Source organism: Acidovorax sp. HMWF018 (genome assembly GCF_003061035.1).
In the GTDB taxonomy this organism is placed as follows: domain Bacteria; phylum Pseudomonadota; class Gammaproteobacteria; order Burkholderiales; family Burkholderiaceae_C; genus Acidovorax; species Acidovorax delafieldii.
Genome location: NZ_QAIM01000480.1, coordinates 14,749 through 32,327, shown reverse-complemented (window position 1 = coordinate 32,327; position 17,579 = coordinate 14,749). Strand labels below are relative to the sequence as shown.

The window sequence follows — 17,579 nt, the reverse complement described above, 5'->3', positions numbered from 1 at the left end:
TTTCAAACCCGGTGCGCAGGCGGTCGCGCACGGTATGGATCATCCAGCCAATGAAGGGCAGCGGCACCAGCGTGACCAACGCGAGCCACGGGTTGATGGAGAACAGGATCGCCGCCGTCATCACGATCATCAGCACATCGGTGATGAAGTCGAGCGCGTGCAGCGACAGGAACACGTTGATGCGGTCGGTCTCCGACCCGATGCGCGCCATCAGGTCGCCGGTGCGCTTGCCCCCAAAGTAGTCGAGCGACAGGCGCAGCAGGTGCTCGTACGTGGTGGTGCGCAGGTCGGCGCCGATGCGCTCGGACACCAGCGCCAGGATGTAGGTGCGCGCCCAGCTCAGGCCCCAGGCGGCCAGCGCCGACAGCAGCAGGCCGCTCAGGTACAGCAGCACCAGGCCAGGTTCGATCTGTTTGCCGTTCTGGAAAGGAATCAGGATGTCATCCATCAGCGGGATGGTGAGGTAGGGCGGCACCAGGGTCGCTGCGGTGGACGCCAGCGTCAGCGCAAAACCGGCCGCCAGCTGTTTGCGATAGGGCCGCGCAAAACGCCACAGGCGCAGCAGCACCCAGGTGGAGGTCTGGGGTGGCTGGGCACGGGCGCAAGCTGGGCACTCCTCGGTGTCGGGCGGCAGCGGCGTATGGCAGGTGGGGCAAGCGGGCTCGTCGGCTTCGTCCTCGGCACCGCTGTCGCCCCGGGCGCTTTGCTGCTCAAAACGTTGCACCAGGCGCAGCGCCTGCGCATGGTGCGCCAGGGTAAAGCGCCACTGGGCCAGGCGCTCCTGGGGGTTGTGCAGCTCGAGCGAGCCCACTCCGCCATGGTCATGCAGCTTGAGCGTCAGCCCTTCACCCAGGGGCCAGCTGCGCCAGGTCGTGGTACCAGGGTCGCAGGCCAGCAGCCGTTCGGAGGTCACCACCACCCACCCCGCCGCAAAGCGCAGTGTGGCGCTCAGGTCAACCGGCAAAGCCGCCAACACGTTCTCTTTGGAAGCGAGCATGGCCCGCAAATCGGCCCCCACAGGGCCAGAAAAGACACCCGAGGCGTCCACAGAATGGTGATGTTGCATTTTTGGTTGGGTTTTCCGCCACCGGCTGCCTGCGGTGGCCGCTCTCGCGAAAGCAAGAATTCTCACCGATACTGCACGCCACGGTGCGACGGCATCCTCCTGTAACGTCTGTGGCGGCCTTTTGGCTGACACTGCGCACAGGCCCTGGACTGGCGCACAATCATCGTCCACAAAATTCCCTTTCGTCCCCCTACCGCACAGCCCTTACCAAGGCCGGAACCACAACCGCTGCAATCCATGGCGAAACTCAACGACATCCAACTGCTTCGCATCAACTACCTGCGGGGCCCCAATATCTGGACCTACCGGCCGGTCCTGGAAGTCTGGCTGGACCTGGGCGAGCTGGAGGACTACCCCTCCAACACCATCCCCGGCTTCAATGACCGCCTCACGGCCTGGCTGCCAGCGCTGATCGAGCACCACTGCGGCGTGGGCGAGCGCGGCGGCTTCCTGCAGCGCCTGCAGGAAGGCACCTGGTGCGGCCATGTGCTGGAGCACATCGTGATCGAGCTGCTCAATCTGGCAGGCATGCCCACCGGCTTCGGCCAGACGCGCAGCACCAGCCAGCGCGGCGTGTACCGCATGGTGTTCCGCGCCCGCGACGAAAGCGTGGCCCGCGTGGCACTGGCCCAGGGCCATGCACTGATCATGGCGGCCATCAACGACCAGCCTTTTGATGTGCAGGCCGCCGTGGCGCGCGTGCGCACCGAGGTGGACGACCAGTACCTCGGCCCCAGCACCGCCTGCATCGTCACCGCCGCCACCGACCGGGGCATTCCCCACATCCGCCTGAATGACGGCAACCTGGTGCAACTGGGCTATGGCGCCCGCCAGCGCCGCATCTGGACCGCTGAGACCGAGTACACCAGCGCGATTGCTGAAGGCATTGCCAGCGACAAGGATCTGACCAAGGGCCTGCTCAAGTCCTGCGGCGTGCCCATCCCCGAAGGCCAGGTCGTCAACAGCCCCGAGGAAGCCTGGGAGGCCGCGCAAGACATCGGCCTGCCCGTAGTGGTCAAACCCTCCGACGGCAACCACGGCCGCGGCGTGACGCTGGACCTGCGCAAGCAGGAAGACATCGAAGCGGCCTACCACGTGGCCTACCCCGAGGGCAGCGACGTGATGGTGGAGCGCTTCATCCCTGGCGACGAGCACCGCCTGCTGGTGGTGGGCGGCAAGGTGGTCGCCGCAGCACGCGGCGAGCTGGTCACCATCACCGGCAACGGCCGCTCCACCGTCAAGGAACTCATCGACACCCAGCTCAACTCCGACCCGCGCCGGGGTTACGAAGAAGAGTACCCGCTCGAAATCATCGACCTGGCCACCGACACCAAGGTGCAGCTGGAACTCAAGCGCCAGGACCTTGAAGCCGACTCGGTGCCCGCCGCTGGCCGCCAAGTGGTGGTGCAGCGCAATGGCAACGTGGCCGTGGACTGCACGGACGACGTGCACCCTGAAGTGGCGTACATCGCCCAGCTTGCCGCCAAGGTGGTGGGCCTGGACATCGCAGGCATCGACATGGTGGCCCGCGATATTTCCAAGCCCCTGCACACCCAGGGCGGCGCGATTGTCGAAGTCAACGCAGGCCCTGGCCTGCTCATGCACCTGAAACCCGCCGTGGGCGCGCCGCGCCCTGTGGGCCAGGCAATTGCCGAGCACCTGTTCCCCTCCGACGCCGATGACGAAGGCCAGGCCGGTCGTATTCCGCTGGTGGGCGTGGCCGGCACGCGCAGCACATCGACCATCTCGCGCGTGGTGGCCTGGCTGCTGCACCTGAGCGGGCACCACACCGGCCTGGCCTGCCGCGAAGGACTGTTTCTGGATCGTCGCTGCGTGGAGGCCACCGACTGCGCCCACTGGGAAGCCGCCCACCGCCTGCTGATGAACAAGATGGTGCAGGCCGCCGTGATCGAAAGCGACGCCCGCACCATCCTGCGCGACGGCCTGGCGTATGACCGCTGCCAGGTGGGCGTGGTGACCGACATGGACGGCGTGGAAACGCTCGCCGAATTCGATGTGCACGAACAGGACCAGATGACCAAGGTGATGCGCACCCAGGTGGACGTGGTGCTGGCCGAAGGCGCTGCGGTGCTCAATGCCGCCATCCCCCAAGTGGCCGACCTGGCCCCCCTGTCCGACGGCGACGTGGTGCTGTATGCGCAGGACGGCACGCTGCCCGTCATCGCCGAACACCGCGCCAAGGACAACGGCCGCGCCGTCTTCGTGAAGAACGGCCGCGTGGTGCTGGCCACGGGCAGCGCCGAGCATGTGCTGGGCGCCCTGTCTGATCTGACTTTTGGCCGCAATGCCGTGGTGCCTGACACCGACGCCCTGCTGGCCGCCATCGGTACGGCCTGGGCGCTGGACATTGCCCCCGACCTGATCGGCGCAGGCATCAAGACCTTCGAGCCCGAACTGGTCCCCACCGCCGCCCTGCGGTCGTGATGGCCTCTCGTGCATTTGCCTTTGTTTGTTGTTTGACCCCACATCCCACGACCTGAACAGGGCCCCAGCGCTCTGATGGACCACTGAAAGAGACTTCCATGGATGTAACCCGCACCCGGGCCCTGCGCGGCCCCAACCTCTGGAGCCGCCACATGGCCATCGAGGCCGTGGTGACCTGCGCCGAGAACGAGCGCGCCGTGGGCCAGATGGCCGGATTCGAAGCCCGCCTGCGGGCCCTGTTCCCCGCCATCGGCGCCCTGCACCCGGAAACCGGTGGCGGCGATGTGTCGCTGGCCCACGTGCTGCAGACCGCAGCACTGGCTCTGCAAGCGCAGGCCGGCTGCCCCGTGACCTTTGCGCGCACCACGGCCACCAGTGATGTCGGTGTGTACCAAGTGGTTGTCGAATACAGCGAAGAAGCCGTGGGCCGCAAGGCGTTTGAAGACGCACAGCAACTCATCCAGGCAGCGCTGGGCAACGGCAGCTTTGACGCCGAAAAGGCCGTCGCCGACCTGCGCGAGCTGGACGAAGACGAGCGCCTGGGCCCCAGCACGGGCTCCATCGTCGAGGCCGCCGTAGCCCGGGGCATCCCCTACCGCCGCCTCACGCGCGGCAGCCTGGTGCAGTTTGGCTGGGGTTCCAAGCAGCGCCGCATTCAGGCAGCCGAGGTCGATTCGACCAGCGCCGTGGCCGAATCCATCGGCCAGGACAAGGACCTGACCAAGCGCCTGCTGCACGCCGCTGGCGTGCCCGTGCCGCTGGGCAAGCCGGTGGAGACTGTGGACGAAGCCTGGGAGGTCGCCCTCAAGGTCGGCCTGCCCGTGGTGGTCAAGCCCCAGGACGGCAACCAGGGCAAGGGCGTCACCGTCAACATCACCGACCGCGCACAGCTTGAAGAAGCCTACAAGAACGCGGCCGACTACGGCACCGTGATGGTCGAGCGCTTCTTGCCCGGCCACGACTTCCGCCTGCTGGTGGTGGGCGACCAGCTGGTGGCCGCCGCACGCCGCGAGCCGCCCCAGGTGCTGGGCGATGGCGAGCACACCGTGCGCCAGCTGGTGGACGTGGTCAACCAGGACCCTCGCCGTGGCGAAGGCCACGCCACCTCGCTGACCAAGATCCGCCTCGATGACATCGCCGTGGCCCGCCTGGCCATGCAGGGCCTGACGCCTGAATCGGTGCCCGAGAAAGGCCAGCGCGTCATCCTGCGCAACAACGCCAACCTGTCCACCGGCGGCACCGCCACCGATGTGACTGACGACGTGCACCCCGAGGTTGCGGCCCGCGCCGTGGCCGCCGCCCAGATGGTGGGCCTGCACATCTGCGGTGTGGACATGGTGGCCGAGACCGTGCTGCGCCCCCTTGAAGAACAAGGTGGCGGCTTTGTGGAAGTGAACGCCGCCCCCGGCCTGCGCATGCATCTGGCCCCCAGCTACGGCAAGCCCCGCAACGTGGGCCAGGCCATGGTGGACAAACTGTTTGCCCATGGCGACGACGGCCGCATCCCTACCGTGGCCGTGACCGGCACCAACGGCAAGACCACCACCGCCCGCCTGATTGCGCACCTGTTCACGGCCCAGGGCCTGCGCGTGGGCATGACCAACACCGACGGCGTGTACGTGAACGGCCGCCAGATCGACAGCGGCGACTGCAGCGGCCCCAAGAGCGCCCGCAACGTGCTGCTGCACCCCGAGGTGGACGCCGCCGTGTTCGAGACCGCGCGGGGCGGCATCCTGCGCGAAGGCCTGGGCTTTGACCGCTGCCAGGTGGCCGTGGTCACCAACATCGGCGCGGGCGACCACCTGGGCCTGAACTACATCACCACGGTGGAAGACCTGGCCGTGCTCAAGCGCGTGATCGTGCAGAACGTGGCCCCCACGGGCTACGCGGTGCTCAACGCCGCCGACCCCATCGTGGCGGCCATGGCTTCGGCCTGCCCCGGCAAGGTGATCTACTTTGCCAGCGACCGCCACCACCCCGTGATGGTCACGCACCGCGCCCAGGGCCACCGCACCGTCTACGTGGATGGTGACTCCATCGTCGCCTCCGAAGGCTCGTGGCGCGAAACCATCCACCTGCGCGACGTGCCCATCACGCGCAACGGCAAGATAGGCTTTCAGGTCGAGAACGTCATGGCCTCCGTGGCTGCCGCCTGGGGCGTGGGCATGCCCTGGCAGACCATCCGCCGCGGCCTGTCGGGCTTTGTGAACGACAGCGACAACGCCCCCGGCCGCTTCAATATCATGGACTACCGGGGTGCGACGGTGATCGCCGACTACGGCCACAACCCCGACGCCATGCGCGCCCTGGTGCAGGCCGTGGACGCCCTGCCCGGCAAGCGCCGCAGTGTGGTCATCAGCGGTGCGGGCGACCGGCGCGACGAAGACATCCGCGAACAGACCGTGATCCTGGGCGCCGCGTTTGACGACGTGATCCTGTACCAGGATGCCGCCCAGCGCGGTCGCGCCGACGGCGAAGTGATGGCCCTGCTGCGCGAAGGCCTGGCCGGTGCGCCGCGCACCACGCATGTGGAAGAGATCCGTGGCGAGTTCATCGCCATAGACACCGCCCTGGAGCGCCTGCAACCCGGCGACCTGTGCCTGGTGCTGGTGGACCAGGTCGAAGAAGCCCTGGCCCACCTGGCCCAGCGCTGCACCGAAGGCGAGACCGCGGCATGACCGCTGCGCGCACGTTGGCAACCGCCGCCGTTGTGGCGCTTGCCGCCCTCGCGGGCGGCACAGTGCAGGCCGCATCGGGCGAAAAAATCGGCACCGTGGACACCGCGTTCCAGTGGATCGGCCGCGACCACGACATCATCGTCGAGGCCTATGACGACCCGGGCGTACGGGGCGTCACCTGCTACGTCTCGCGGGCACGCATCGGTGGTGTCAAGGGCACGCTGGGCCTGGCCGAGGACCGCGCCGAGGCCTCCATTGCCTGCCGCCAGGTCGGCCCCATCAGCATTCCCGAGCCACTGAAGAAACAGGAGGAAGTGTTCAGCGAACGCATGTCCATCCTTTTCAAGCGCCTGCGCATAGTGCGCATGGTGGACCCGGCCCGCAACACGCTGGTGTACCTGACCTACTCTGAAAAGCTCATCGACGGCTCCCCCCAGAACAGCGTGACCGCCGTTCCCGTGGACCGCGCCACCGCCATTCCGCTGCGCAAGTGACGGTAGCCCGGTGTGGCCGGGGCATCGCTCAGACATCAAAAAAGGGGCTCCAGGCCCCTTTTTTGATCGTACATGCCAGTAGCGCTAGTGCAATATACCTGAGCAGCTATCAAATAAATAGCATCTAGCCCTGCGCGGCAATCTGCCGCAGCGCCTGCTCAAACACCTCCACCGGCTGCCCACCCTGGATCAGGTGGCGCTCGTTGATGATGATGGCAGGCACCGAATGGATGCCGTTTTGCAGATAGAACTGCTCGCGCTCGCGCACCTCGTCGGCGTAGCGGTCTGAGGCGAGCAGCGCACGCGCCTCGGCCACATCCAGCCCCACCTCTCCCGCCACACGCACCAGCACCTCGTGGTTGCTCGGGTCCTGCCCGTCGGTGAAATACGCCGTGAACAGCGCCTTCTTCAGCGCGGGCTGCACGCCCTTCTCTTCGGCCCAGTGCAGCAGCCGGTGCGCATCAAAGGTGTTGTAGATGCGGCTGCGTTTGTCCATGCTGAAGGTAAACCCCAGCGCCGCCCCACGCGCCGCAATGGCCTCGCGGTTCTTCTGGCTCTGCTCGGGCGTGGCGCCGTACTTTTCTTGCAGGTGCTCGCCAATGTCCTGACCCGCAGGCCCCATCTGCGGGTTCAGCTCGAACGGCTGAAAGTGCAGGTCCAACGCGACCTCGCCCTGCAGCCGGTCCGCCGCCTGCTCCAGCGCCTTGAGGCCGATGATGCACCAGGGGCAGGAGACATCGGAGACGAAATCGATTTTGAGGGTGGTGGTCATGGGTCGAGTCTGTGGATGGCAAGCCAGGATGGTAGGACGGGCTGCAAAACCGCGGAGGCCGCAGGCTTAATGGTGCACCAACCAGAGCCTGCTTCGGGTATCACACCACCATGGGCGTTGCTGCGCCGTCCATCGTCAGAACCACGCCCGTGACATAGCTGGCACGCTCGGACGCCAGAAACAGCACCACGTTGGCGACCTCCGCCGGCTGCGCCAGGCGACCCAGCGGCACCTTGCTCGTCGCCTGTGCAAGCGCTTCCTGCTCCGAGATATTGTGCATGCGTGCCGTGGCGATCATCCCTGCCTGCAACCGCTCGGTGTGGGTGGCGCCCGGGTTGACGGCATTCACGCGTACACCCTTTGGCCCGTAGGCGGCAGCCATGCCCGCGCTCATGAGCATCAGCGCCGCATTGGCCGCCCCGCCAGGCATATGGATGGGGCTGGCGACCTTTCCTCCGGCGCCCACCACATTGACGATGGCTCCCTGGCCCCGCGCGCCCATCTTCTTGACCACCAGATCCACCATGTGGACGTAGGTGAAGAATTTGGCGTTCATCGCATCGTGCCAGGCCTGCGCGCTCAGTTCCTCGGGCGGGGTGCGCCGGGCAGCCCCTGCAGAGTTGACCAGCACATCGACGTCCCCAAAGGCGGTTTCGGCAGCCGACAGCGCTTTCGCCGCCGACTCGGGCTGATGCAGGTCAGCGGCATGGACGCTGATGCGCCCAGCGCTGCCATGGACATCCACCGATAACCGACCACGTGCGGCCTCCAGGTGTTCGGTGCTGCGCGATACCAGGCTGACGCGCGCCCCTTCGGCCAGAAACGCCGCCGCACAGGCATAACCAATGCCTTTGCTGCCCCCCGTGATGAGGACATGCTTGTCCTTGAGATTCAGATCCATTGACTTGCTCTGAGAAAGGTGAAGTTGACCGGACCACGCCGCGTCATTCGATCGAAATGCCAGCCGCCTTCACCACGGCACCATACCGATCCAGGTCCCGCTTGATTTCATCGCGGTATTGCTCGGCAGTTCCGGGTGTGGGCTCGATGCCCATTACACGCAATTTCTCACGCACGGCGGCATCGTTCAGCACCGCGTTCAGTTCTGTGTTCAGGCGCGTGATCACCGCCGCAGGCGTACCCACCGGTGCCAGCAGCCCCACCCACGAGTTGACAACAAAGTCCGGCACACCGCTCTCCACAAACGTAGGCACATCGGGCAAGGCGCTGGTGCGCTGCGCACTCGACACCGCAATGGCATTGAGCTTGCCGGACTTGATGTGTCCGTGAGCGCCCGCCACCGCCGTGTACACCAGTGGAATCGTTCCCCCCAGCACGTCGGTCATGGCTTGGCCACCGCCCTTGTAGGGCACATGGGTCAGGTTGGCGCCCGTCCGGATTTTGAGCAATTCACCGGCAATGTGGGGTGTACCACCCGTCCCCGAGGTTCCAAACGAGAGACCTCCTTGTTGGGTCTTCGACAAGGCAATCACATCGGCCAGGCCCTTCACCGGCACGCCAGGGTTCGCCACGAGCACCAGGGTGGCATCGCCAATCTTGCCGACTGGCGCAAAGTCTTTGGCCGTATCAAAAGGCAGTTTCGAAAACACATGTGGATTGATCACCATGGTGCCGTCAAAGCCCAGAACCAAGGTGTAGCCATCTGCTGGCGCAGACTTGGCCAGCGCCGTGCCAATGTTTCCGGAGGCTCCCGGCTTGTTGTCCACCACGATTTGCTGGCCGAGGCGCTTGCCAAGACTTTCGGCAATCAGACGCCCGCTGGTGTCGGTGACGCCCCCAGGGGTAAACGGAACAATCAGCCGGAGGGGTTTGCTGGGCCAGACGTCCTGAGCGTACGTGGCCGCGGGCATCCCTGCCGTCGCGCCCAGGCACACCAGGGCTGACAGGGCGAGCAGCTTGCGCCGACATTGCAAGCCGGGCGCAGGCGGCACGTTGCCGTAGGGGATGAGAAATGGATGAGGCTTCATGTTTGTCTCCTTCGTGTTGTGTTTTGACGTCGTCATGTCGAGGGGGCGAAAGACTCCAGCGGCCACGCGCCTCGCAAGTCAGGGTGTCTCGGCGTACTGGCGTTCAAATGCCCAGACGTCCTCAAAACCCATGAGCTGCGTCAATTCCGCAAAGGGCATCAAGCCAGCGTCGCTGTTCACCGACGAGCCCGTGCGCTGAAACTGCGCATACACCGTCTTCATGGCCTGGGTAGCGGCGAGCAAGGCAGTGACCGGAAAGATGGCGAGCTTGTAGCCAATGGACTCCAGCTCGCTGTGCGACAGCACAGGCGTCCGTCCGCCCTCCACCATGTTGGCCAGCAGGGGCTTATCCACGGCATGGCCGATCTTTCGCATCTCTTCCTCGCTCTCGGGCGACTCGACAAAAAGGATGTCCGCTCCAGCACGGGCGTAAGCCTCTGCCCGGCGCAGGGCCTCATCGAGACCAAGGCTGGTACGGGCGTCCGTGCGCGCAATCACCAGGAAATCGGACGAACTGCGGCTGTCGACAGCGACGCGAATCTTGCGCACCATGTCTTCCATGGGGATCACCCGGCGGCCAGGGGTGTGGCCACATTTCTTGGGGTATTCCTGGTCTTCCAGCTGGATGGCTTGCGCGCCAGCAGCCTCGTAGCCCTGCACCGTGTGGCGCACGTTGAGCAAACCGCCATAGCCCGTATCGCCATCCGCAATCAGCGGGGAGCGGGCCATGCCTGCCATGGCTTTTACCCGCCCCACCATGTCCGAATACGTGGCCAGCCCGGCATCTGGCAAGCCCAGGTGCGAGGCCACCGTGCCAAAGCCCGTCATGTACAAGGCATCAAAGCCGAAGGTATCGGCCAGCCGCAGCGACACCATGTCGTACACCCCGGGGGCAATCACCAGCCCGGGCTGGGTCAGGCGCTGGCGCAAAGAGATAGGAGCGGGTATGGAGGGCTTGGAAGAAGGAGCAGATTCAGACATGGCAATGGAGTGATGTTGCAAACAGGGTGGTATCAAGGCAGCTATTGCACAGTACGTGCCAGCCCGTCCACCTGCCGTAAGCCATTGATTTGATTGACTTTGCCCGCAGCAACGTCGTACAGCAGCGGCGTGCATGTTTCACCATTCGCCCCAATGTTTCATATTTGTGTTTCACTCAAGAAAGAATAAAACGCAACGACCTGTCGTTGAAACGCTTGCACAGCCAACGCATCGTCCGCACAACCGTCCGCCCTATGCCAACCCCCGTCACACCACTTGCCAGCCGCCCCCGCCTTTGCTTCATGAGCTATCGCCAGATCCGGCTGATGGCCATGCCCATCGTGGCGGAATACCGGGACAGAGCGGATATCGAGGTGATCGACGGCAGCTTTGAGGTGGCGCTTGAGCTGGCCCGCCAGCGCCTGGACAGCGGGCTTGTCGATGTCTTTGTGAGCGCGGGGTCCAACGCCAGCCTGCTGCGCAGCGGGATCAGTGCCCCGGTGGCCACCATCCAGTTGAGTGGCTTTGACATCCTGCAGGCGCTTATCAAGGCGAGGGCAACGGCCGACCGCGTGGGCATCGTGATGTACGGCCACACGCTGCCGGAGCTGGAATCCGTCAAGGGCCTGCTGAACATCGACATCCACCAGTACGCCTACCAGACGCCAGACGCGGCCCGCGCGTGCATCCGCCAGCTGCATGGCGATGGAATCCGCGTGGTCGTGGGCTCCAGCCTGGTGGTGGAACTGGCAGAAAACGCAGGCCTCGTTGGATTGCTGGCGTATTCGCATGCCAGCATCCGCCAGGGCTTTGAAGACGCCCTGGAGCTGGCGCGGGTGGCGCAGCTGGAGGCCGGGCGATACGAACAGCTCAACACGGTGCTGCACACGCTGCAAGAGGCGGTCCTGGCGGTGAATCAGTCCGAACAGATCATTGCCATCAACCCTGCAATGCAACGCATTTTGGGCCTGGTGCGTGCGCCGCGCCTGGGTGAACCCCTCGCGTCCGTCACCACCGATCTGTCGCTGCGCGAGACGCTGGAGGGCGGCCAGCCCGAACATGGCGCAGTGCTGCGCCTGCAAGGCCGCGACTGGATTGCCAATCGCACGCCCATTTACGAGGGCGGCCACACCACGGGTGCGGCGCTGACCTTGTACGACGCACGCACCATCCACGAGGCCGATAACAGCCTGCGCATTCAGCACCGCCGCAGTGACCACGCTGCGCGCCACCGCTTTGAAAGCTTGGCGGGGCAAGCCCCCGCGTTTTTGCAAGCCATCGCCAGAGCCCGCCGGTATGCCGCCACCGACTTCAGTGTCCTGATCACCGGCGAGAGCGGCACCGGCAAAGAACTCTTTGCACAGGCCATGCACAACGCCAGCCAAAGGGCGCGTCGCCCGTTTGTCGCCATCAACTGCGCGGCGTTCCCGGAAACGCTGCTCGAAAGCGAGCTGTTCGGCCACGAGGAAGGCGCTTTCACCGGTGCGCGCCGCGGCGGCAAGCGCGGGCTGTTTGAAGCAGCCCACACGGGAACCCTGTTTCTGGACGAAATCGGCGACATGCCACTCACGCTGCAAACCCGCTTGCTGCGCGTCTTGCAGGAGCGGCGCATCACCCGCTTGGGGTCCGTCACGTCCATCCCGGTCGATGTGCGCGTGATAGCGGCAACCCACCAGCCACTGCTGCAGATGGTGAATGCGCGCCAATTCCGCCAGGACCTGTACTACCGCCTCAACACCCTCACGTTGGCATTGCCTCCGCTGCGGGATCGCAAGGGCGACGTCCAAGTCTTGGCTGCGCGTTTGCTGGCCCACAGTCTGAGCCGGGTCGGCGTGTCGGGTGTCACCGCCGCTGAGGTGTTGGCCCAATGGGGAGGTGCCATGGAACAGCACCCATGGCCCGGCAACGTGCGCGAGCTGGAAAACATGTGTGACCGCATCGCCGTTTGGCTGTCTCAGTACCGGCATATCGACAAGGTGGAGTGGAGCGAGCTACGTCACGAATGCCCGGAACTCCTTGCGGCACGGCCAGACATCGAACAGGCCCTGGCTGCTCTGGCGACACCGGAGCACCAGCCAGAACAACCCGATCGGCACACACAGGCCCTGGCTGCGCTGGAGCGCCATGGCGGACGCACTGGTGCAGCCGCTGCAGAGCTGGGGATCAGCAGGTCGACGTTCTGGCGATGGTGTCGGAAACCGGCTCACAAACCGTCTGAACTTGCGCGCGCACCTGCCCACGAACGGTCATCCGATGAAGATGGGGCGTGATGGCGGGCTGCCATAACACGCCACTGCCCTCAACATCGTCCCGCCGCAGCACTACCCCTTGCCCCGCAGCTCCGTCTTCAACACCTTCCCATAGCTGTTCTTCGGCAACGCCTCCACCCACCGGTATTCCTTCGGTCGCTTGAACCGCGCAATGTGCTCCAGGCACAGCGCATCCAGCACGGCATCGGCCACCGCACCGCCCTCCCCCGCAACCAGGAAGGCCACCACTACCTCGCCCCATTCCGCATCGCGCTGGCCCACCACGGCCACCTCGCGCACCTGGGGGTGGAGCAGCAGCACCTCTTCCACCTCGCGCGGGTAGATGTTGCTGCCGCCGGAGATGATCACGTCTTTGGACCGGTCCTTGAGCGTGAGAAAACCATCGGCATCCAGCGCGCCCATGTCGCCGGTGCAGAGCCAGCCGTCGCGCAGGGTCTGCTCCGTGGCGGTGGGGTTGTTCCAGTAGCCGGGCATCACGGTGTCGCCGCGCACCACCACCTCACCGGTCTCGCCAGTAGGCACGGGCTGACCCATGGCATCGACCACACGCACTTCCACCAGCGACTGCGCCACGCCCACCGACACCATGCGCTCGGCCCAGCGCGGGTGGTCGCGGTCGGCCAACTGGGCGCGCTGCAGGGCGGTGATGGTCATGGGGCTTTCGCCCTGGCCGTAGATCTGTGCAAAGCGGTTTCCCATCACGGCCAGGGCGCTGCGCAGGTCGTCGGCATACATGGGGCCGCCGCCGTAGACGATGGTCTTGAAGCCTGAGACGTGGGCACCCGTGGCACGCACATGGTCCACCAGGCGGTGCACCATGGTGGGGGCTGCAAACAGCGTGAGCTGGCCCACGCTGGCCGCGAGCTGCACCAGTTCGGCCGGCTCGAACCCGCCCGACAGCGGCACCACATGCCGCTCGCCGCGCAGCACCTGGGCGTAGTTGTAAAGCCCCGCGCCGTGCGACATGGGTGCGGCGTAAACCATGGCGTCGCCGGGCAGGATGTCGTCCACATCGGTGAAGTAGCAGGCCGTCATGGCCAGCAGGTTGCGGTGGGTCTGCATCACACCCTTGGGTCGACCGGTGGTTCCCGAGGTGTAGAACAGCGAGGCCACGTCGTGCGGCGCGCGGTCGCACACGTCCATGGGCGTGTGGGCGACTGCGGCGCGGTATGCGTCGGAGCCGAAGACCAGCACCGCGTCCTGCGGCGCCCCGGCCTCGCGCACGGCGGTTGCCAGCGCTTCAGAGGTCAGCACCACACGCGCGCCCGAGTCGGTCAGCACGTAGGCGAGTTCTTTGGCATGCAGCTTGTAGTTGACCGGCACCGACACGGCCCCCGCCCACAGGATGGCGTGCAGGGCTTCCAGGTATTCGGGCGCATTGGCGGCGTAGATGGCCACGCGGTCGCCCGGGGCCACGCCACAGCGTGTGCGCAGATGGGCGGCCAGCGCGGCGGTGCGGGCAGCCAGCGTGCCGTAGCTCCACAGCACCTGGTCGCCATGCAGCAGCGCGGGCTGGTGGGCGTGCAGCAAGGCGCTGCGGCGCAGCAGGTGGGCGATGTTCATCGGGCGCGCTCCAGAATGCTCACGTAGTTGGCCACGGCCGAGCCGCCCATGTTGAACACGCCCGCCAGGGTGGCACCCGGCACCTGCAGGTCGCCCGCCTCGCCCAAGAGCTGCATGGCCGACACCACATGCATCGACACGCCCGTGGCGCCGATCGGGTGGCCCTTGGCCTTGAGCCCGCCCGACGCGTTGACAGGCAGGCGGCCGCCGCGCAGCACGGTGCCGTCTTCCAGCAGGCGGTGGCCCTGGCCTGCGGGCGCCAGGCCCATGGCCTCGTACGTGAGCAGCTCGGCGATGGTGAAGCAGTCGTGCACCTCGGCCAGCGACAGGTCGTGCACCGCGCACCCTGCCTGCTGCAGCGCCTGCTGCCAGGCGCGTCGGGGCCCTTCAAAGTCCACCACACGGCGGCGCGCCATGGGCAGGTAGTCGTTGACCTGCACCCGCGCCCGCAGGCGCACGGCGCGGGGAAAGTCGCCCACCGCATCATCGGCCGCCAGGACGAGCGCCGCTGCGCCGTCAGACACCAGCGAGCAGTCCGTCTTGCGCAGGGGCGCGGCAATCATCGGGTTGCGGTCGGACACGGTGTTGCAGAACTCAAAGCCCAGGTCCTTGCGCATGTGGGCCCAGGGGTTGAGCGCGCCGTTGGCGTGGTTCTTGGCGGCGATGCGTGCCAGGGTGGCCGAATGGTCGCCATGCGCGGCAAAGTAGTCCTGCGCGATGGAGGCAAAAATGCCCGGAAAGCCACCGGGCGGACTGCCCGCCTCGCCGGAGTAGCCGCAGTCGCCCAGGATGCGCGTGGTCTCAGCGCCAGAAACAGCGGTCATCTTTTCAGCGCCGATGACGAGGGCAACCCGGGAGCGGCCGGCTTCGATCGCGTCACACGCGGCATAGAGGGCCGCCGAGCCCGACGCGCAGGCGTTCTCCAGCCGCGTGGCGGGCTTCCACCGCAGGGCGTCGTCGCACTGCAGGGCCAGCGACGAGGCAAACACATCGGGCGTGAAGCCGCCGTTGAGGTTGCCCAGCCACACGCCATCCACCGCTGTGCCGTCGATGCCCGCGTGCTGCAGGGCCTCGCGGCCCGCGCGGGTGATGAGGTCTTCCAGGCCCATGCCGTCCAGCCGTCCAAACGGCAAATGCGCCCAACCCACGATCGCTGCACCCATGTCCATCCTCCGTTGATGTGCGCCAAGACGGCGCGATGGCAAGCACTGTAGGCAAGCGATGGCCCTCCGCACAGTCGCCGAACTACCCAAGGGAAAACCCGAAGCCCTGGCGCCACGCACAGCCCGCGCCATCAATCCCCCACACGCTGTGGCGTTGAAACCGCATTGCCTAGACTGCACCTAAGAACCTGTTCACAAGCCACCGCACAACACACTGCAAGCAGTGTGCAACCCCTCCCACCCCTTTTTTCCGCACGACGACCATGACCCTGGACCAGCAAAAATCCATCCTCACCATCGCCCTTCTGGCCGCGTTTGCCGATGGCAACAAGGACGATGCCGAACGCGAAGAGATCCGCCGCATTGCCGAGTCGCTCGCGGGCGACGGGGGCGTGGCCGACCTGCCGCGCATCTACCAGGACGTGCTGCTGCAGCGCACCAGCGTGCAGGCCGCCGTGCAGGGTCTGAGCGAGCCCATGCACCGCCAGCTGGCCTACGAGATGGCTGTGTGAGTGTGTGATGTGGACGGCCGCCAGACCGCGGCGGAGCGCGAGTTTCTGACTCGCCTCAAGGCGGCCCTGCAGCTGGGCGACCCGCAGACGGCAGCGTTTGACGTGCAAGCCGATGCGCTGGTGGACGTGACCGAAAAGGCCGTGCCGATGGCGGTGCCGGTGGCCACTGCTGCTGCGCCTCTGGCCGCAGCAGTCGGTGCAGGTGCCTCGGACGCAGAGCTGGACAAATCCATCCTGAACTATGCGCTGCTCAATGGCGCGCTGGAGCTGCTGCCGCAGTCATGGGCGTCGATGGCCATCATCCCGCTGCAGGTGAAGATGGTCTACGGCATTGGCAAGGCGCACGGGGTGGAGCTGGACCAGGGCCACATCAAGGAGTTCATCGCCGCTGCCGGCGTGGGCATGACGTCGCAGTACCTGGAGCAATTTGGTCGCAAGCTGCTGGGCGGCCTGTTGGGCAAGGTGGCGGGCCGCACCATCGGCGGGCTGGGCGGCGCTGCCACAGGCATAGCGTTTTCGTTTGCCACCACCTACGCGCTGGGGCAGGTGGCCAAGCGCTACTACGCAGGGGGCCGGGTCATGAGCACGGCCATGCTGCGCGAGACCTTTCAGGGCCTGCTCACGCCCGCCAAGCAGCTGCAAACGCAGTACTTGCCACAAATTCAGCAGAAGGCTGCGACGCTGGACGCGGGCCAGATCATGGCCCTGGTACGGGGCAAATAGCGAACGCTATTTAATTGATAGCTGCTTGCGCATATTCGACTAGCGCTTGCAGCCGATTTGACTCAAAACCCGTCCCACAGGCACGCAGTGGCCTGCTCGGACGCCCCGCAGCGCGCCACCACGCTGCGCGCACTCGTTGCCGCCGCGCAGCACCTTGCGATTCGGCAGGTAACACACCGCCCGGTGCATGACAGAATCCGACCATGCTCGACCACACGGATCCTGTCGCCTCCATCATCCCGGCCATGTCGCTCGATTCGCCGTCCGACAACGCCATGGCGGCCATGTCGCGGCTGGCCCTGGGGCCCGTGAACACGGACTACTACCTGAAGGTGTTCGAGCGCTTTGACGACACGGGCCGTACGACCACCACCTGGAACTGGGCCGCCTGCCTGTGCACCCTGAACTGGATGCTGTTTCGCCAGCTGTGGGGCGCCGCGCTGGTCTATGTGGCGGCAGCCGAGGGGCTGGCACTGATCGTGTTTGGCGTGGGCCGTTCGTTTTTGCACTGGCCCGTGGGCATCGAACTCGGGGTGCTGGGCGCCTTTGCGGTGCTGGCCTTTGCCGTGCCGGGGCTGTACGGCAACGCCATCCTGTACGCCGACATCCGCAAGCGCATTGCGCGCGCGCTGGCCGCGTCGCGCACCGTGCCGGAAGCCTGCGCGCTGCTCGAAAAGCAGGCCAGCTCGCGCAAGCGGCTGCAGGTGCTGGTGCTCGCAAACGTGGTGCTGGGCCTGGCCGCACTGATCGCCTACCTGGCGCTGTCGCCGTCGGACGTGAAGCCCCTGGCGCTGGAACCCGCCGTCACGGTGGCGCAGGCCACGGCAGCGGCCCAGGCGGCATCTGCCACCAAGCCCGTGGGTGCCTTGCCGGTGCCGGAGGCCGAAGGGGCACCCACACCGCCAACGCCAGCCCCTGAAGTGG

General features: G+C 66.1%; 12 protein-coding genes and 1 pseudogene. 6 read left to right on the top strand and 7 right to left on the bottom strand.

All coding sequences use genetic code 11. The features are described 5' to 3' along the window. Positions 1–1,066, bottom strand: a 1,066-nt coding sequence (locus tag DBR23_RS31320) for an ABC transporter transmembrane domain-containing protein (RefSeq protein ID WP_255581813.1), incomplete at its 3' end; no start/stop codon positions are given. 237 nt (positions 1,067–1,303) lie between these two features. Between DBR23_RS31320 and cphA (DBR23_RS20490) the strand changes: the two genes are divergently transcribed. From cphA (DBR23_RS20490) to DBR23_RS20480, 3 genes are all read left to right on the top strand, one after another. After that, positions 1,304–3,511: a cyanophycin synthetase gene (cphA, locus tag DBR23_RS20490; protein ID WP_108499424.1), complete on the top strand. Its 2,208-nt coding sequence runs from the start codon at positions 1,304–1,306 to the stop codon at positions 3,509–3,511. 98 nt (positions 3,512–3,609) lie between these two features. Continuing rightward, on the top strand, positions 3,610–6,189 hold the full coding sequence (cphA, locus tag DBR23_RS20485) for a cyanophycin synthetase (protein WP_108499423.1): 2,580 nt from the start codon (positions 3,610–3,612) through the stop codon (positions 6,187–6,189). Next, positions 6,186–6,683, top strand: coding sequence for a CreA family protein (locus DBR23_RS20480; protein ID WP_056066440.1), 498 nt, complete (start codon positions 6,186–6,188; stop codon positions 6,681–6,683). The genes cphA (DBR23_RS20485) and DBR23_RS20480 overlap by 4 nt, the downstream gene beginning before the upstream one ends. 124 nt (positions 6,684–6,807) lie before the next feature. Here the strand turns inward: DBR23_RS20480 and DBR23_RS20475 are convergent, their stop codons facing one another. The 4 genes from DBR23_RS20475 to DBR23_RS20460 form a co-directional block, all read right to left on the bottom strand. Further along, positions 6,808–7,455 carry a DsbA family oxidoreductase gene (locus DBR23_RS20475; protein WP_108499422.1) on the bottom strand — a complete coding sequence of 216 codons (648 nt, stop codon included), beginning with the start codon at positions 7,453–7,455 and terminating at the stop codon, positions 6,808–6,810. 100 nt (positions 7,456–7,555) lie between these two features. Continuing rightward, positions 7,556–8,356, bottom strand: coding sequence for an SDR family oxidoreductase (locus tag DBR23_RS20470; RefSeq protein WP_108499421.1), 801 nt, complete (start codon positions 8,354–8,356; stop codon positions 7,556–7,558). A 43-nt stretch (positions 8,357–8,399) separates the two neighbouring features. Further along, positions 8,400–9,443: a tripartite tricarboxylate transporter substrate binding protein gene (locus tag DBR23_RS20465; RefSeq protein ID WP_108499420.1), complete on the bottom strand. Its 1,044-nt coding sequence runs from the start codon at positions 9,441–9,443 to the stop codon at positions 8,400–8,402. Positions 9,444–9,521: 78 nt separating this feature from the next. Further along, on the bottom strand, positions 9,522–10,424 hold the full coding sequence (locus tag DBR23_RS20460; RefSeq protein WP_233250614.1) for an oxaloacetate decarboxylase: 903 nt from the start codon (positions 10,422–10,424) through the stop codon (positions 9,522–9,524). Positions 10,425–10,678: 254 nt separating this feature from the next. Here DBR23_RS20460 and prpR point away from each other — a divergent pair, with 254 nt between their 5' ends. Next, the gene (gene prpR, locus DBR23_RS20455; protein WP_255581812.1) at positions 10,679–12,694 is read left to right on the top strand and encodes a propionate catabolism operon regulatory protein PrpR; all 2,016 of its coding nucleotides are present in this window, start codon (positions 10,679–10,681) and stop codon (positions 12,692–12,694) included. Positions 12,695–12,745: 51 nt separating this feature from the next. On the opposite strand, the gene DBR23_RS20450 is transcribed toward prpR, so the two are convergent. Together DBR23_RS20450 and DBR23_RS20445 are read right to left on the bottom strand one after the other, a co-directional pair. Further along, the gene (locus DBR23_RS20450) at positions 12,746–14,257 is read right to left on the bottom strand and encodes an AMP-binding protein (RefSeq protein ID WP_108499419.1); all 1,512 of its coding nucleotides are present in this window, start codon (positions 14,255–14,257) and stop codon (positions 12,746–12,748) included. Then, positions 14,254–15,420: an acetyl-CoA acetyltransferase gene (locus DBR23_RS20445; RefSeq protein WP_108499428.1), complete on the bottom strand. Its 1,167-nt coding sequence runs from the start codon at positions 15,418–15,420 to the stop codon at positions 14,254–14,256. The genes DBR23_RS20450 and DBR23_RS20445 overlap by 4 nt, the downstream gene beginning before the upstream one ends. 263 nt (positions 15,421–15,683) lie before the next feature. Here DBR23_RS20445 and DBR23_RS20440 point away from each other — a divergent pair. After that, a pseudogene (locus tag DBR23_RS20440) lies at positions 15,684–16,655 on the top strand (YcjF family protein). A gap of 203 nt (positions 16,656–16,858) precedes the next feature. Then, on the top strand, positions 16,859–17,579 hold a 721-nt coding region (locus DBR23_RS31315), incomplete at its 3' end, for a DUF2628 domain-containing protein (protein WP_233250612.1).

Coding starts and splice junctions, on each gene's coding strand:
- DBR23_RS20445 (WP_108499428.1), bottom strand. CDS start 15,420: ATGGGTGCAGCGATCGTGGGTTGGGCGCATTTGCCGTTTGGACGGCTG.
- DBR23_RS20470 (WP_108499421.1), bottom strand. CDS start 8,356: ATGGATCTGAATCTCAAGGACAAGCATGTCCTCATCACGGGGGGCAGC.
- DBR23_RS20450 (WP_108499419.1), bottom strand. CDS start 14,257: ATGAACATCGCCCACCTGCTGCGCCGCAGCGCCTTGCTGCACGCCCAC.
- prpR (WP_255581812.1), top strand. CDS start 10,679: ATGCCAACCCCCGTCACACCACTTGCCAGCCGCCCCCGCCTTTGCTTC.
- DBR23_RS20480 (WP_056066440.1), top strand. CDS start 6,186: ATGACCGCTGCGCGCACGTTGGCAACCGCCGCCGTTGTGGCGCTTGCC.
- DBR23_RS20465 (WP_108499420.1), bottom strand. CDS start 9,443: ATGAAGCCTCATCCATTTCTCATCCCCTACGGCAACGTGCCGCCTGCG.
- cphA (WP_108499423.1), top strand. CDS start 3,610: ATGGATGTAACCCGCACCCGGGCCCTGCGCGGCCCCAACCTCTGGAGC.
- DBR23_RS20460 (WP_233250614.1), bottom strand. CDS start 10,424: ATGTCTGAATCTGCTCCTTCTTCCAAGCCCTCCATACCCGCTCCTATC.
- cphA (WP_108499424.1), top strand. CDS start 1,304: ATGGCGAAACTCAACGACATCCAACTGCTTCGCATCAACTACCTGCGG.
- DBR23_RS20475 (WP_108499422.1), bottom strand. CDS start 7,455: ATGACCACCACCCTCAAAATCGATTTCGTCTCCGATGTCTCCTGCCCC.